The organism is Blautia sp. HCN-1074, from assembly GCF_037890165.1.
Classification (GTDB): domain Bacteria; phylum Bacillota; class Clostridia; order Lachnospirales; family Lachnospiraceae; genus Blautia_A.
Genome location: NZ_JBBKBP010000007.1, coordinates 157000 through 171266, shown reverse-complemented (window position 1 = coordinate 171266; position 14267 = coordinate 157000). Strand labels below are relative to the sequence as shown.

16 protein-coding genes and 1 pseudogene are annotated in these 14267 nt (G+C 40.0%); 1 reads left to right on the top strand and 16 read right to left on the bottom strand.

From position 1 onward, the window contains the following. Nucleotides 1-78 precede the first annotated feature (78 nt). From WKT11_RS08560 to WKT11_RS08495, 14 genes and pseudogenes are all read right to left on the bottom strand, one after another. Nucleotides 79-459 carry a DUF4825 domain-containing protein gene (locus tag WKT11_RS08560; protein ID WP_117675885.1) on the bottom strand — a complete coding sequence of 127 codons (381 nt, stop codon included), beginning with the start codon at nucleotides 457-459 and terminating at the stop codon, nucleotides 79-81. Between the two features lie 61 nt (nucleotides 460-520). Beyond that, on the bottom strand, nucleotides 521-937 hold the full coding sequence (locus WKT11_RS08555) for a YjdF family protein (protein ID WP_118247210.1): 417 nt from the start codon (nucleotides 935-937) through the stop codon (nucleotides 521-523). Between the two features lie 273 nt (nucleotides 938-1210). Next, nucleotides 1211-2065, bottom strand: a complete 855-nt coding sequence (locus WKT11_RS08550) for a hypothetical protein (RefSeq protein WP_118247211.1) — start codon at nucleotides 2063-2065, stop codon at nucleotides 1211-1213. A gap of 24 nt (nucleotides 2066-2089) precedes the next feature. After that, complete coding sequence (locus WKT11_RS08545) at nucleotides 2090-2242, bottom strand: hypothetical protein (RefSeq protein ID WP_015560106.1); 153 nt, start codon at nucleotides 2240-2242, stop codon at nucleotides 2090-2092. A 211-nt stretch (nucleotides 2243-2453) separates the two neighbouring features. Beyond that, the gene (locus tag WKT11_RS08540; RefSeq protein ID WP_340283779.1) at nucleotides 2454-2825 is read right to left on the bottom strand and encodes a TnpV protein; all 372 of its coding nucleotides are present in this window, start codon (nucleotides 2823-2825) and stop codon (nucleotides 2454-2456) included. A gap of 31 nt (nucleotides 2826-2856) precedes the next feature. Then, a pseudogene (locus tag WKT11_RS08535) lies at nucleotides 2857-3117 on the bottom strand (23S rRNA (uracil-5-)-methyltransferase RumA); the annotation flags it as partial. A 218-nt stretch (nucleotides 3118-3335) separates the two neighbouring features. Continuing rightward, a complete protein-coding gene (locus tag WKT11_RS08530; protein ID WP_009247521.1) occupies nucleotides 3336-3833 on the bottom strand; it encodes a nucleotidyltransferase domain-containing protein in 498 nt (165 codons plus the stop codon). 84 nt (nucleotides 3834-3917) lie between these two features. Next, entirely contained in the window at nucleotides 3918-5462 is a 1545-nt protein-coding gene (locus WKT11_RS08525) for an ATP-binding cassette domain-containing protein (RefSeq protein WP_009247522.1), read from the bottom strand. Nucleotides 5463-5915: 453 nt separating this feature from the next. Further along, the gene (locus WKT11_RS08520) at nucleotides 5916-6293 is read right to left on the bottom strand and encodes a TnpV protein (protein ID WP_009247523.1); all 378 of its coding nucleotides are present in this window, start codon (nucleotides 6291-6293) and stop codon (nucleotides 5916-5918) included. A gap of 26 nt (nucleotides 6294-6319) precedes the next feature. Then, on the bottom strand, nucleotides 6320-7459 hold the full coding sequence (locus WKT11_RS08515) for a plasmid recombination protein (RefSeq protein WP_019190307.1): 1140 nt from the start codon (nucleotides 7457-7459) through the stop codon (nucleotides 6320-6322). A gap of 355 nt (nucleotides 7460-7814) precedes the next feature. Continuing rightward, nucleotides 7815-8969, bottom strand: coding sequence for an AAA family ATPase (locus WKT11_RS08510; RefSeq protein WP_009247525.1), 1155 nt, complete (start codon nucleotides 8967-8969; stop codon nucleotides 7815-7817). Beyond that, on the bottom strand, nucleotides 8959-9294 hold the full coding sequence (locus WKT11_RS08505) for a plasmid mobilization protein (protein ID WP_009247526.1): 336 nt from the start codon (nucleotides 9292-9294) through the stop codon (nucleotides 8959-8961). The genes WKT11_RS08510 and WKT11_RS08505 overlap by 11 nt, the downstream gene beginning before the upstream one ends. Further along, the gene (locus WKT11_RS08500; protein WP_009247527.1) at nucleotides 9284-10375 is read right to left on the bottom strand and encodes a site-specific integrase; all 1092 of its coding nucleotides are present in this window, start codon (nucleotides 10373-10375) and stop codon (nucleotides 9284-9286) included. Before WKT11_RS08500 ends, WKT11_RS08505 begins: the two co-directional genes overlap by 11 nt. Then, the gene (locus WKT11_RS08495) at nucleotides 10376-10564 is read right to left on the bottom strand and encodes a transcriptional regulator (protein WP_009247528.1); all 189 of its coding nucleotides are present in this window, start codon (nucleotides 10562-10564) and stop codon (nucleotides 10376-10378) included. It lies immediately after the preceding gene. Between the two features lie 448 nt (nucleotides 10565-11012). Here WKT11_RS08495 and WKT11_RS08490 point away from each other — a divergent pair, with 448 nt between their 5' ends. Continuing rightward, nucleotides 11013-11543 (top strand): helix-turn-helix domain-containing protein, encoded by a 531-nt coding sequence (locus tag WKT11_RS08490; protein ID WP_009247529.1) that lies wholly within the window; start codon nucleotides 11013-11015, stop codon nucleotides 11541-11543. Between the two features lie 292 nt (nucleotides 11544-11835). Here WKT11_RS08490 and rlmD read toward each other — a convergent pair whose 3' ends face one another. Together rlmD and WKT11_RS08480 are read right to left on the bottom strand one after the other, a co-directional pair. Continuing rightward, a complete protein-coding gene (rlmD, locus tag WKT11_RS08485) occupies nucleotides 11836-13224 on the bottom strand; it encodes a 23S rRNA (uracil(1939)-C(5))-methyltransferase RlmD (RefSeq protein ID WP_340283776.1) in 1389 nt (462 codons plus the stop codon). 5 nt (nucleotides 13225-13229) lie between these two features. Next, nucleotides 13230-14177 carry a 3'-5' exoribonuclease YhaM family protein gene (locus tag WKT11_RS08480; RefSeq protein ID WP_117675872.1) on the bottom strand — a complete coding sequence of 316 codons (948 nt, stop codon included), beginning with the start codon at nucleotides 14175-14177 and terminating at the stop codon, nucleotides 13230-13232. Between the last annotated feature and the right edge of the window lie 90 nt (nucleotides 14178-14267).

Sequence of the window (14267 nt, the reverse complement as noted above, 5' to 3'; positions counted from 1 at the left end):
AAGCGTATGGATCTAAAACTTCCATACGCCTTTTTATATTCCGTTCTTCAAATTGTCTAAAAGTTGACTAAAAATATATCACCGTTCATATGATGCAATAATTTCTTTGCTATCTGCTGTTTTATAATCAATTGTTCCCAAATTACCAATCAAGTCAAATGTCATATCTGCATTAACCTGCAATTGATCTTCAAGTTTGACTGCCGACGGCTCATCTTTTAGAAAAACTGTTAATCCATAAGGCTCTGTTTCAGACTGTATCTCTATACTGTCATATGAGTATCCCTCTGGATACTCTTGACCGCTTACAATATTTATAACATTTGAAGAATCTCCTACATAATCTGTCTTATACTGCGATAAATCAGGAATTTCGTACAGTTTTTCTTTTTTTCCGCACGCTGAAATCAACATGATTGATACGGCAACTAACATAATTGCAAGTACTTTTTTCTTCATAGAAACACCTCACGAAAGCTTTATTCAACACTTTTCGATTTGAGTAAAAGTCCAAGGGACTTTAATGTCCCTTATGCTTTTCTCTTTTCTTTCGCTGTTTCAGTTCAAACATTCGCTGCTCTTCTGCCTCTTTTTTCTTGAGGCTTTTCTCTTTGCGTTCCTGCTTGTTCTGTTCCTGCTGTAATTTCAACGCCTGTTGCGATTTTGTACCAATGCCTATTTCCAGCATCTGCTTCTTTGCTTCCCGCTGCATCCGTTTCGGATTTCTTTTGATATCCTTTACAACAGTTTCAACAACCGGACTGAATTTCAAACTGAAATAGCACTTTTGAATATATTCCTGTACTTCATAATCTTTTGGCTCTGCACCAAATGTTACCTTTGCCACAGATAGTTTGCCATCTTCGATGCGTTCAAAGATTCCCACCCAAAACGGCTCTTCAAAAAATACTGTCAGCTTTCCATTTACTTTGTCCATAAGAATCCCTCCTAAAATTGATTGAACAAAGAATGGACAACCCGGAGGGGCAGGTTACTTACCCTATTTATATAGGACGGCCGGGCTACCTACCGGCTCTGGCACATCAAAGATGTACGTTGCGTTTTTATCTTTGCTTTTATAATCAAGCCATATGGCACGATTAACTTAATTCTGAAACTTCTAAGTTACTTTTTATGCTAAATAGCGAAACCATCACCTTTTGAGAAAAGGTTTATACTCCACTTAGGGAGATATCATTTAACTCACCATTTAAAAATCAATATCGGTATACTTATTTTTCAACTTGTAAAATGCTATTATTACGCTTGTATAATATTGCATCATCCAATCATACCATATTTCTTTGCTATAATCGTTCTTTTGATCTGCACGATTATGGCGAATATTATAACCATTAACTATACCAAAAATCAACTTATCATGTTCATTTTTAGGAACTTCATACTCAGCATTTAAAGTATCTTTTACTTCTTCACGTTCACTTTCCAAAATATCGGCAAGAATATTAATAGCTTTCTTTTTCTGTTCCAAATTGGCATCAAAACGATAATACATTTCTGTGGCTGTTACTAATTGCTCATATACTGAATCGGGTAAATCAGACCCGTCATATTCTAACTGTTCACGCAACGCACCGTTAGGTATTTGCATTATAAATCCATTTGTCGGTTCAAGATAATATCCCTCTTTATATGCACGTAAGATATTATTAATTTGTTCAGCAAATTCTTCCTTTTGTGCTTCATTTTCAAACTGATCTGTTTCATAGTTATAAACACCAATATGGTCGTATAAAATCTCAATCACTGAAAACAATGTCTGCTCATCATATTCTTCAAGATATTGCCAAATTGGCCAAACCTCTTTATCCTGTAAGCATGTTGCAAAATACACTTCCGGTGATGGCAACAAACTTGGTGGTAAAATCTGCTCCGAATCCTGTGTATAAGGAATTTGCCTCCACACTCCTCTTGTAGCCACTTCAAAATACTCTTTATCACAAAAATATTGATATACCTGTCTGAAATACTGTAATAACTCATCAAAATCTATCTGTAGTTGCTTTGTAAGTAAACCATGTCTTTCTGCGTAATATTTTTTCATATTTTTCTGTTCTCCTTATGTCAACTAAAAATTGCCTTGTTCATTTTTAATACTATTTTCCATTAATCTAATCAAATCATCAATGAATGCATTACAGATTTCCCCAAAGTCATAAGCCTTATATTCGCAGGCAAATTGATTTGCAATTACATTTCTTAATTCATCAACTTTCCTCATTTCTGTCTGTTCAATCTAATAGTATTATTTTACCATATCACTTGTTTTTTTACCATCTTCAAAAGAGCAATAGCAAAAAAGCTGATCAAGAATCATAACCTTCCAATATTTTCTCGCTCTGCATCTGTTCCGTGTAAATAGATTGCTTTCCGGCACGTGAAAAAATTGTTTGTAGAAACGGTAAAAAGCTCCCGAAGGAGCTTTCCACACTTTAAATATAGACCAATTCTTTTAACACAATCTCTTCCGCTACATTCCGGATGTTATTTACAACTCCAACCCACGCCATCTGATCACGAGCTTTTAAATCCTCTGTAACGCCTTGCTTCTCCATCATCTGATGCACCAGAACTTCCATTCTCTCCTGCGCTTCATCATCCACAAGATTCAGATGTTCCACCAGTCTGTCTTCCAACATATACAGTGAATACATTGCCGGACGATGCTCTTTCAGATACGTTTTCCGAATCATTCCATATTTCCCATAATGCGGTTCTTCATCTGTACTGACAAGATTCGGATAGTAAATTCCGTCTGCTCCCAGTGTGTAGGTTCCACCCATCTTTTCAAATGTGCTTTTCATGTGTTATTCCTCCTTGAAATCAGCGATATCCTTAGATCATCGCAAAATATTTCAGGGCAGCCTTAATGGCATCTTCTTTCTCTTTCGGACACTGTGGCACTTTTGGATTTTCTGTCTTTGGCAGATTATAGTTCTCTCCTACTTCGATTCCACATTTCCTTTTGATTTGAGAAATATATAAATTTGAAACCTTCAAGCCAAATTCTTTCAGCACATAATCTTTGATTTCCTGATAGGTCGCTTTCGTCTCTGCACTGGTTGCATCCAGTTCATCTAAGTCTAAGTCAAACTCTACAAAGACTAACGCTTTTTGTTTAGGAATTATTCTCTGTAATGTTTCTCGTTCTTTTGATTATTTGATATATCCATATTATCCTGCCTATACGAGCTAATGTTATCATTTTGTTATCGGCATTGATAACACCTACTCGATAACTGTGGATAATAACTATATGTAGCATGTCAAATTATAAGCTATTTTGCTTAGAGATTCAACACAAAACTGAAATTTTACTTTTCCTTATATTCATCTGGTATTGCTATTTGAAATGTTTCACACAACAGCATCACATCATGCACATCATTTTTATCGTGTTCATATCCCAAATGAAGCATTACCTGACTCAATGGTTCAATACAAGAAACAGTTATATCTCCAACTTTTCCAATACCGGAAAAAGTTTTTGATGGAAATATATCTCCCTCATAAACAATTCCGTCATCTGTAAATTCAAAACAATGTAAATCAATGATTCTTTGTTTATCATCTTTCCAGACAGTATGACCATCCGTTGTATAATCAGTATTTACTTCCTCAAATCCATGCTGCTTAATCACATAAATATAATCATGATAATGTTTCAGTTCAACAAACAAATCAATATCATTGTGTATTCTTGATTCTCTTTTAAGAAGTGCATCAACACCCCATCCGCCATCTAAATATACTTTAATTTCGTTTTGCAAAGCATATTTTATAATTTCACATGCATCTTCTGTACGTACCATAATCTATCCTCCAAATTCAAATCTTTGTATGCTTTCCAACTCACTAAAAGCCTGAAATTTGTCAGTCTTTCATCCTTTTTGTTATCAATCACCAATTAGCTGTAATCCATTAGGATTTAGCTGATATATTTTATCGCACACCTCTTCAATATACTTTCTATCGTGAGAAATGCTAATGACAGCCCCCGGAAATTCTCGGAGCATTTTTCTTATTACCGGACCGGACAATGGTGAAAAATTTCTTGTCGGTTCATCCAGAATAAGAACATTTGCACCACTTAAGCTCATCCTCAAGAGAAGCACTTTCGCCTTTTGTCCGCCTGATAACTCCCGAATCGGATGCTCCATTTCATCTGGTGTGTATTTAAGTGAACCAAGGTATGTTCTAATTCTTGTACGCTCTTCTTTATCTCCTGTTTTATCAAGGTAATCAACCGGTGTAACATCCAAATCCAGCAGGTCTTCATAAGTTTGAGGCATATATTCTGCTTTAATGTCATTCCGATTTAGGAGTTCTTCCGCTATCTTTTTTAGAAGAGTCGTTTTTCCTGCCCCGTTGGCTCCTATCATACAGATTTTTTCTGAACCTTTTATTTTTAAATGAATTCCTTCTGCTAAAATTCTTTTGCCATCCGGAGTCACAAGCTTTGAAAGTTCATATTCTATGACCGTTTTTCCTGCGGGAATGTGTGAGTTTTCATCCCCTAATTTGACAAAGATTGCTTCTTCCTGTTCCGGCATCTGAGTCATATTTTCATCTTCTTTTTCAAATCTTCGTTCCATTGCCTTAACCGTATGCATTTTGTCCTTTAAGTTTTTGGCAACAGACGGTGCTTGTCTGGTACAACTTCTTAATGCACCTTGTACACTCTGCATAACTCTTTGATATTTTTCATCGCGAATCTTTTTCTCCCTACGGTCACTCAGTGCCCGCTGTTTTTGGATTTCAAATTTATGAAGCCGTTCTTCCACATAGCGTCTATAGGGAAGCTTTGCCACGGTATATCTCGCCTTTGTTTTTCGTATAATCTGCTCGATATGTATCACCATGTTGGCAGTACGCTCTATCAGCGTTTCATCGTGTGAAATAAAAAGCACAATGTGCTTCCAGTCATTTATGATTTTTTCCAGTAATGTAAGCGTCGCAATGTCGATGTCATTGGAAGGTTCGTCCAACAACAGCACAGAAACATCGCGAATGAAAAGCCTCATAAGTTGTGTCTTGACTTTTTCGCCTCCTGAAAGACTACCCATTGTCTGGTTACTGTAGAAAAAATCATTTTTCATTCCAAATTTTCCCGCAATAACAGACAATTCTTTAGGCGTTTTCTCCCAGAATATTTCCTCTTCAGAAAAATATTCGTATATTGTTTTTTCCTTATCTTCATCGAGCATCTCCTGCGGAAGATAACCAAGACGTTCGTGTCCCATTATCCTTTCCCCATCTGCTTCTATATAGTTTTCTACAAGCGACGGATTGTATATCCACTTCATTAATGTCGATTTCCCATTTCCCTCTTCTCCAATAATAACTGCCTTATCTCCATCATTTAGCACAAGGTTGAAATCATTAAGAATTATTCTCAGGTCTTTTTTATGTGTTAAATTTAATTTTTTTATCTGCAACATTAAAGTTTCTCCTTTTCGAAGTCTGAGCCAATTATTATTTTGAACACACAAAAACGAGTCTTTTTTGCATACGCAAAAATAGACTCGCTAAATAGCCCCTTATTTCTTTTCCAAAAGGAAAACAAAGGAAATGCCTCTTGCGATAATCCAACTTAAGCGTACACAAAACAAACCTATTCTCTACAGGCTCAATAACTATATGTGTCTTACTTAAATCAAATTATCTATTAATCATTTCCTCACCTTACACAAAATGTGCCTTTCTTTCTTCTAATGGCAATACTATCATACTGTATTTTTTGTGTCAATACATTTCACCTTATGGAAGTGCAAATTAAAATTTTCACTTCCTAATTATACATCCAACCATTACGAAATTCAATCTTTCACAACCTCTTTACAACCACAACCACAGCACTCCAGCAAACGCAGGAGCACCATACCGTAAAACGCTTATGTGTAAATCAACTCCGTTCCTACAACTTCCCTCACACAAGCCTGAATATTATTCATTCTTCCAATCCATTCGTAGGGATTATCTTTCTTTAATTGTTCCGTCACATCTTGTCTGTCGGCATATTCCTTTACCAGTCGAAGAAACATATCCTCTGCTTGCTTATCGACTTCTGCAAGATAACTATGCAGCTTTCCGCTTGTCAGCAGGTTCATATATAACACTTTATAGTGTTCCTTTAAATGCCTTGCATGTCGTTTCCCCCATAAACCAATCGGCTCTATTTCTTCTTCGGCTGGTACTGTGATGTTCGGCAATAAATAATCACCCACCTGTCTATAAGTTCCGCCCATTTCTTCAAAAATTGTCTTTGTCATTTTCCTTTTCCTCCTGTGATTTTTGTCTATCGTGATCGTGTATTATCACGCTTGCGACCTTTAACTGTTCTTGCCTGCTCCAACAAATCATCTATCTGTTTGCGACCAAAAACCTTACGGAGCAGGCTGTAATCTTTATTTTCTGCTTTTAGGATTTTGTTTTCTTCGGTCAATCTTTCATTGACTTTCTCCAAACGCTGATTGGTGCGGTATAACTGTGCATTCGCTGTATTCAGCCTATGATAGTTGTCCCACCCCTCAAAGCAGCGGGCAAGCACCGTTTTGACAAGTTGCTTCAATTTCCTTACAACCGGCTCTGCCATTTTGGTTTTATATGCCTTTGCAGTCATAAATTTCTCTGGTTCTGGCAACTGATATTTCGGTGCAGTATCAAGCTCTATTTCAAGATTTGACAGCTCGTCTTTTGCCTTATCATAGTTCAATACTCGTTCCGACAACACATCAAATTCAATCTGTTTCTGCTCGATTTTCGCACCTAATGCCGCCACTTCTTTTTCTCTTTCCTGCTTTTTATAATCCAAAACAGAAAGATGTTTTTCGTGTGTGCCTAAATGTTCCCACTCAATCCCATAACGTTCCATCACCGCCGCAAGCTGTTCTTTTTCGGACTGTATCCATTGCGACCACTCCGTATCGCCACGACTGCCGCCCTTAAAACCTTGCGTTGCAAGAGCCTGCTTTAGTGACACTCTTGTATCAAGTCCACGCTTGCTGCCTGTGGTAAAAGGTACAAAATCTATGTGCAGATGTGGTGTAGCTTCATCCATATGCAGATGAGCCGAGAACACCCGAAGCTGTGGATTTCGCTCCTGAAAACCCTGATAGTATTCATCTAAAATCTGCTTTGCCAGTTCTCCGTTTTCCGTATCGGCGTTCATATTTCCCTTACCGCCCACCTGTAAAATGATTTCGTGGAACGGTTTTTCCTGCTTGGAACTTCGGATTTTTTCATAATAATCTTTTATCTTTCGGTCTGACCTTATCTGCTTGGCATTGTATCTTTCCAATGCTTCATCAAACAATTCGTGATAAACTGTCTTTATATTTTCATTGCAGTAGTCGATATTGAGATGAGTACGAGTTCCGTCTACATTTTCTGCTCGGAACTTTCGGCTATTGTGATTGACCGAGCCTTTACCGACCATTGCACTTATCGTTCTCTGCATTTTTTCATCTCCCATCTGTAAATTTCAACATTCTCAGGTTTTGTTACTTTTGTCAAAAGTAACGCAAAAGCACTTTTGACGGGTACACCCATCAAAAATGCGACCTGTAAACAGGTTTTGCGTTCTCCGAAGGCTCTCCGAGGGGTGAGCGTGTGCCGGTGGCACACACGCCTGCGAACCGACCGAGCCAGCAGGCGAGACCAAAGAGCCGCCTTTGAAAAGGCACTCTCTGCACACTCCCCTAAACTTTATCCGGTGTCAAAGTGTGACGATGGTGACAATGTTTTTCACAGCGTGCTGCTCTCAAAAACATTGACACCTTTGACACCGTTTGTCACGCCGTCTGCTCGGTTTCTTTCCAAAGTGAAACCTTTCTTCCGTCGTGTGTGCGGCTGTTCTGATAACGGATACCGTAATCACGAAACAGCCTGCTTGCGTTGATACTGAGCCTTAAAGAAAGTACATTCGGCTTTATATCCACCGCAAGCCTTTCGCAAAGTTCCGAAGCAGTTCCTTCCCATCTGTCACTTTCCGAAAAGAGCGTATCCGCTATCTTCTCAAGCAGAGGTTCGGGCGGTTCTTTCCACATCTCCGTTTCCGATTTTGCAAAGTTCCACACCAATCGCTCGCTGTCCCTTACAAGATGGATTTTCATATCCTGCTGGTCTCTGCCAGCAACATCAAGTGTGGCATTGTTGGAAGTACGCTTGTCCTTACTGAGAACAAATGCACCGTCTGCCGCACCCATCAGACCATTCGTGCCTGAAATCATATCGAATATATCTTCCGATTTTTGTTTGCGTGTATGATGAACAATAAGCATTGAAACCTTGTAACTGTCTGCCAACGCTTTCAGCCTTGCCACAACATCATAATCACTTGCGTAGCTGTAATCTGCTCCGCCTGCTTCACGCACACGCTTTAAGGTGTCTATGATAATCAAGCCTGTGTCTGGGTGTTCCCTCATAAACCCTCTTATCTGTTCTTCCAGTCCGCCATTGACCGTTTTACATTCCGTTGCGAAATACAGATTGCCTGTCTCCTTTGCACCGAACATCTGAAACAATCGCTTCTGCAAACGTGGGTAATCATCTTCAAGGGCAAAATAAAGCACCGTTGCCTTACGCACCTTATACTCCCAAAGCGGTGTGCCTGTGCTGATATGATAGGCAAGCTGTGCCATCATAAAGCTCTTTCCCACTTTCGGGGAACCTACGAAAAGGTAAGTTCCCCTTTGGAGCAGACCGTCGATAAGTGGTGTCTGAACCTCAAACACCGTATCATACAGCGTTGTCATTGATACTGTTTTCAGATAGGAAGGGTCTAACTGTCTGAGTATTTCCCTTTGCATTTCTTCAAAAGATTGCTCGTACCCCTTGAAATCCGTATCCTGATTGACTATACTATTGTCAGTACATTTGGAAAGTGACTGTTCCGCATCTGTTGCCGCAGATACATTTGGAATAGTCATTTCTTTTTTATTCTCCATTCGCATCCTCTCCTTTCAAACCGCCGAGAATAATGGAAATCAGTTCTATTACACTCAGCAGTTCATCATCCACACCTTTTCCTGCTTCAATCCTTTTCAGTTCCGCAAGGACTGTGGCAAATTCCGTTTTCAACGCCTTATACACTCTCGGATTGCCCTGTACCACCACATCCTGATTTAAGCAACGGCGGTAACAATACTCCTGTTTTGGCAATCCTGATAGAGCTACAGCTCTGTTAATGAGTTCGTTTTCTTCGGGCGATACTCGAAACCCTACTGTGATATTCCTCCAACGATTTTTGTTATCTCTGTTCTTAGCTGACATTTTCAAAATCTCCTTTCCCTAAATCATCTAATTTTTCTGCCATCTCAATCTGCTTTGACGGAAAGAGGTGTGCGTACTGATAAGTAATATCAATACTTTCGTGACCAACTCGGTCAGCAATCGCCACCGCAGAAAAGCCCATATCAATCAAGAGTGAAATGTGGCTGTGACGGAGATCGTGAATGCGGATACGCTTCACGCCTGCCGCCTTTGCCCCTCTGTCCATCTCGTGATGAAGATAGCTTTTCGTCACCGTAAAGATACGGTCTTTCTTCTTCAATCCGTAAAGCATACCGAGATATTCTTTCATTTCCTCACACAGAAACTTCGGCATTTTAATCGTGCGGTTGCTCTTTTTCGTTTTCGGAGAAGTAATCACATCCTGCCCTTTCAAACGCTGATAGGATTTATTGATTGTGACTGTTTCCTTATCAAAGTTGAAATCTGCCGGAGTCAAAGCTAACAGCTCGCCCTCTCGGATACCGCACCAGTAAAGCATTTCAAACGCATAAAAGGAAACAGGCTTGTCCATCATCTCAAAAGAGAATTTCTTGTATTCTTCCTTTGTCCAGAACAGCATTTCCTTGTGTTCCTCACGTCCCATATTTCCCACCTTTGCCGCAGGATTGGAACGCAGTTCATAGTAGCGGACAGCGTGATTGAAAATGGCGGACAACTGATTGTGCAGCGTTTTCAGATACGTCTGTGAATAAGGCTTTTTCTTCTCATCACGATAGGCAAGCATTTCATTCTGCCAAGTAATAATCTCCTTTGTGGAAATCTCGCTGATTTTCAGTTTCCCGAAATACGGAAGTATCTTTGTGCGTATGATATGCTCTTTGGTAAGCCACGTGTTTTCCTTCAAACGGTTCTTCACATCATTGATATAAAGCTCCGTAAAGGCTTCAAAACTCATATCAAGGTCTGAAGAAGTCTGCAATTTGAACATTCTTTCCCATTCCTGTGCTTCTCGTTTGGTAGCAAAGCCACGCTTGCATTTCTGCTTGCGTTCCCCTTTCCAGTTCACATACCTTGCCATCACATACCAAGTACCGTTATCTTCATTCTTAAATACCGGCATTTACATTTCCCCCTTTCCTGCTCCGTAGAGCCTTTCGTAAAAATACTGGCGATTTACACGCCCTGCAATCGTAATAAAGCCCTTTGCTTTCAATTCCTCATTTAATTGTCTGATGAGTTTATATGCATAAGGTTTTGATACGTTTAGTTCCTGAGCCACATCTTCGGCTCGGATAAATCTGTTTTCCATATCCTTTTTCTTCCTTTCTTAAAATAATTTTTTGCTTGCCGCTTTCTCCGTGTTAAAGTTCCAACAGGCACTCCTGCTTGTCGGCAGGCGCTGTGCTGTCCCAATGCACCGCAGTACATCAGGCGCTCGCTCGTATAGGGGTTCCCGAAAAGTCGGAGACTTTTGGGGAAGAGGAGGAGCAGTGCAGCGAATGAGCTTTTGTGCTTGCACACAAGCGAACGATACGGAACTTGCTCCGACGAGGTCTTGGCGGTTTGGCTTTTCGGACGGTCATTCAGTTGTCGCATTAAGCATATTTGTTTAATTCGTAATTTATTTTACTAAACATATTTGCTATTGTCAAGTGGTTGCAAAGAAAATATTAAACATTTTTGTTTCGGTTTTTCTTGACTTCCACTAAACATTTCTGCTATACTTATTTCACTAAATATAAAAGGAGCGTATCATTATGGCTATCAGCGAAAGAATACATTTTTTCAGACTAATGCGTGGTATGACACAAAAGTATCTCGGTACAGCAATCGGTTTTCCAGAAAAGAGTGCTGATGTGCGTTTGGCACAGTACGAAACTGGTACACGCAAACCGAAAGCAGACCTTACAAATGCATTGGCACAGGTGCTTGATGTTTCTCCACAGGCTCTTGATGTTCCTGACATAGACAGCTATATCGGTCTTATGCACACTCTGTTTACCCTTGAAGATATTTACGGTCTTACTGTCAGTGAAGCAGACGGAGAGGTATGCTTAAAGGTCAACAAGGACAAAGGCAGAGAAGCATATGAACTCCTCAAAATGCTGTATGCTTGGAAAGAACAGGCAGACAAGCTATCTTCCGAAGAAATCAACAGAGAAGAATACGATAACTGGCGTTACCATTATCCAGAGTTCGACACCACACAGCGTTGGGCAAAAGTTCCATCACAGGAATTAAGTGACGCTCTCGTGGAAGCATTCAAAGACCACTTGAAAGATAAATAAGCACCTACAGGACCTGCCACTGGCAGCTCCCTACAGATGCTTTGGCAACGACAAAAAAGCCCTTAACTATGGTTATTAACCACAGCTAAGGGCTTAGTTTATAATATGGAATTTGTTCAGAGCCAAGCTCCGAACTTTAGTCTGCAAGCCACCTGTTAATTGTTCCGTTACCCATAAACCACTGGATAACAAGAATAATGGCACTTGCTATGACTGTTATCAATTTGTTATCAAAAGACTAATCGAAATCGCTGAAACCCGCATAAACACTGGCTTTTTTAAGCAACTCGATTTATTCGATCTCTATTGTGTCATCTGGTTTCTGTTGGGACAAAAGAACAACCGTCTCTACATGGACGGTCATACCAAATTGATCAACTGGGCAGACCTTTTTAAGTTCATACCCTCTCCCGCATAAATACTTCAAATCCCTGGCCAGTGTAGCACTGTCACAACTTACATACACAATCCTCTCCGGGTTCATCTCTATCATTGTCTCCAGCAGAGTCTCATCGCATCCTTTTCTCGGCGGATCTACTACTATAACATCTGCATAAACGCCATTTTTCTTATATTCTCTCGGCAGTACTTCTTCCGCTTTGCCTACAAAGAATTCTGTATTCTCCAGCCCGTTAAGTTTCGCGTTCTCTTTTGCATTTTCAATTGCCGCCGGCACGATTTCTACGCCGCGGACGAATTTCGCTCTCTGTGCGAGGAACAGGGAAATCGTTCCAATTCCACAGTACAGATCCCAGACAGTTTCCTCTCCGTGAAGATCCGCATATTCCAGTGCTTTTGCATAGAGTTTCTGTGTCTGTCTCGGATTTACCTGATAAAATGACAGAGGAGAAATCTGATAAGAAATATCTCCGATCTTATCCGTAATATATTCCTGTCCCCAGAGCAGACGGATTTCTTCACCGAGGATTACATTGCTGCGTTTCTTATTCACATTAATCGTAATACTTGTCATTCCCGGAATTTCACGCAGAGATTCCACCAGAATATCCTCTTTCGTAAGTTTATTTCCGTTCAGAATCAGACAGACCATCACTTCTTTCGTAAAATACCCATAACGAATCAAAATATGTCTCACCAGTCCCTTGCCGGTTGCCTCATTATATGGCTCAATTCCATACTTTTCCATATGGCTGATCACACGGTCAAGTACCTCTTTATTCTCAGACACCCCCAGTGCACAGTCACGGTTTTCGATAATGTTATGAGTTCTTCCCGCATAGAAACCTGTGACGATCTTTCCTTCTTTATTTCTTCCTACAGGAAACTGTGCCTTGTTTCTGTAATGGAACAGCTCGTCCATTCCAATGATCGGCTCCATCGGAATATCGGTAAAGCCTCCGATTCTCTCCAGATGTCCTTTTACTTTATTTGTTTTAAATTCCAGTTGCTGATCATATGAAAGCGCCTGAAGCTGGCATCCGCCACACTGACGGGCAAATGCACATTTCGGCTCGACCCTGTAAGGTGATGGTTTCACTACCTCCATCAGACGGCCATATCCATAGTTTTTCTTTGCCTTAATAATCTTCGCTGTTACTGTATCCCCGATTACTGCGTCCTTGACAAAAACGGTGAAGCCATCGGCTTTTCCGATACCTTCACCGTCAATTCCGCAATCTTCTATCTCTAACGTAACAAGATCGTTCTTACGAAATTCCATAAAGATTACACCTCTTTAGTTCTTCTTAAATTTGAGTCAAAAAGTCTGTTAAATCCAAGCCAGTCTTTCTTTCCTTTATCTGCTGCAAAAATCTCTGTGATGGTTTCCATCCTTGCATCTGTATTATCTGCAAGATTCAGAGCTACCGCTTCTACCAGTGCAGGTTTCTTCGGTGAACCATATTCCAGTTCTCCGTGATGAGCCAGAATACAGTGGATCAGCTCATTCTTAAGCACTTCCGGAAATTCCGGAATCTGACTTGCAAGGTCATGAATCATCTGTGCTCCGATATAAATATGTCCCAGAAGCTGGCCTTCATCTGTATAATCATTTAATGGAAAGGAAGATAACTCTTTCGTCTTTCCGATATCATGGAGAAGGGAAGCAGTAATCAATAAATCTCTGTTAATGACCGGATATGCCTTTGACATATAATCACAAAGTCTGGTCACTCCCAGCGTGTGTTCCATCAGACCACCGATAAATCCATGATGTACGGTTTTGGCTGCGGAATGTCCCTCGAATGCTTTGATAAATTCTTCGTCTTCCACAAATAATTTCTTCAGAAGCGCAGAAAGATAAACATTCTCCACACTGTCAATAAATGCTTTCAGCTGGCTGTACATATCGTCTGTGCTGTTCTCGCTTACCGGAAGATAATCTGCAGGATTATATTCATCCTCGGCTGCTTTACGTACACGCTTGATATTTAGCTGCATAGCACCTGCAAAACTGGTCACATCTCCCACAACATCAATGTAATCCAGTGCATCAAAATCATCAATTCCCAGAGAATTCGGATCCCATATCTTACCATCCATAACTCCGGTCTTATCCTGAAGAATAATATTTTCATATGGTTTTCCGTTCTTCGTTACAGCGGACTGTTTCTGCTTGCACAGATAAATTCCGTTGATTCTGTCTCCCTCATGTAATTCATTTAAAAAACGCATAAAATCTGCCTCTCTATCTATCCTATAATTTTCAGCAGTTCATTTCTGAGATCATTCCATTCACTTATTTGTGAATTCTCATACTCAACC

Coding starts and splice junctions, on each gene's coding strand:
- WKT11_RS08560 (WP_117675885.1), bottom strand. CDS start 459: ATGAAGAAAAAAGTACTTGCAATTATGTTAGTTGCCGTATCAATCATG.
- WKT11_RS08555 (WP_118247210.1), bottom strand. CDS start 937: ATGGACAAAGTAAATGGAAAGCTGACAGTATTTTTTGAAGAGCCGTTT.
- WKT11_RS08550 (WP_118247211.1), bottom strand. CDS start 2,065: ATGAAAAAATATTACGCAGAAAGACATGGTTTACTTACAAAGCAACTA.
- WKT11_RS08545 (WP_015560106.1), bottom strand. CDS start 2,242: ATGAGGAAAGTTGATGAATTAAGAAATGTAATTGCAAATCAATTTGCC.
- WKT11_RS08540 (WP_340283779.1), bottom strand. CDS start 2,825: ATGAAAAGCACATTTGAAAAGATGGGTGGAACCTACACACTGGGAGCA.
- WKT11_RS08530 (WP_009247521.1), bottom strand. CDS start 3,833: ATGGTACGTACAGAAGATGCATGTGAAATTATAAAATATGCTTTGCAA.
- WKT11_RS08525 (WP_009247522.1), bottom strand. CDS start 5,462: ATGTTGCAGATAAAAAAATTAAATTTAACACATAAAAAAGACCTGAGA.
- WKT11_RS08520 (WP_009247523.1), bottom strand. CDS start 6,293: ATGACAAAGACAATTTTTGAAGAAATGGGCGGAACTTATAGACAGGTG.
- WKT11_RS08515 (WP_019190307.1), bottom strand. CDS start 7,459: ATGGTCGGTAAAGGCTCGGTCAATCACAATAGCCGAAAGTTCCGAGCA.
- WKT11_RS08510 (WP_009247525.1), bottom strand. CDS start 8,969: ATGGAGAATAAAAAAGAAATGACTATTCCAAATGTATCTGCGGCAACA.
- WKT11_RS08505 (WP_009247526.1), bottom strand. CDS start 9,294: ATGTCAGCTAAGAACAGAGATAACAAAAATCGTTGGAGGAATATCACA.
- WKT11_RS08500 (WP_009247527.1), bottom strand. CDS start 10,375: ATGCCGGTATTTAAGAATGAAGATAACGGTACTTGGTATGTGATGGCA.
- WKT11_RS08495 (WP_009247528.1), bottom strand. CDS start 10,564: ATGGAAAACAGATTTATCCGAGCCGAAGATGTGGCTCAGGAACTAAAC.
- WKT11_RS08490 (WP_009247529.1), top strand. CDS start 11,013: ATGGCTATCAGCGAAAGAATACATTTTTTCAGACTAATGCGTGGTATG.
- rlmD (WP_340283776.1), bottom strand. CDS start 13,224: ATGGAATTTCGTAAGAACGATCTTGTTACGTTAGAGATAGAAGATTGC.
- WKT11_RS08480 (WP_117675872.1), bottom strand. CDS start 14,177: ATGCGTTTTTTAAATGAATTACATGAGGGAGACAGAATCAACGGAATT.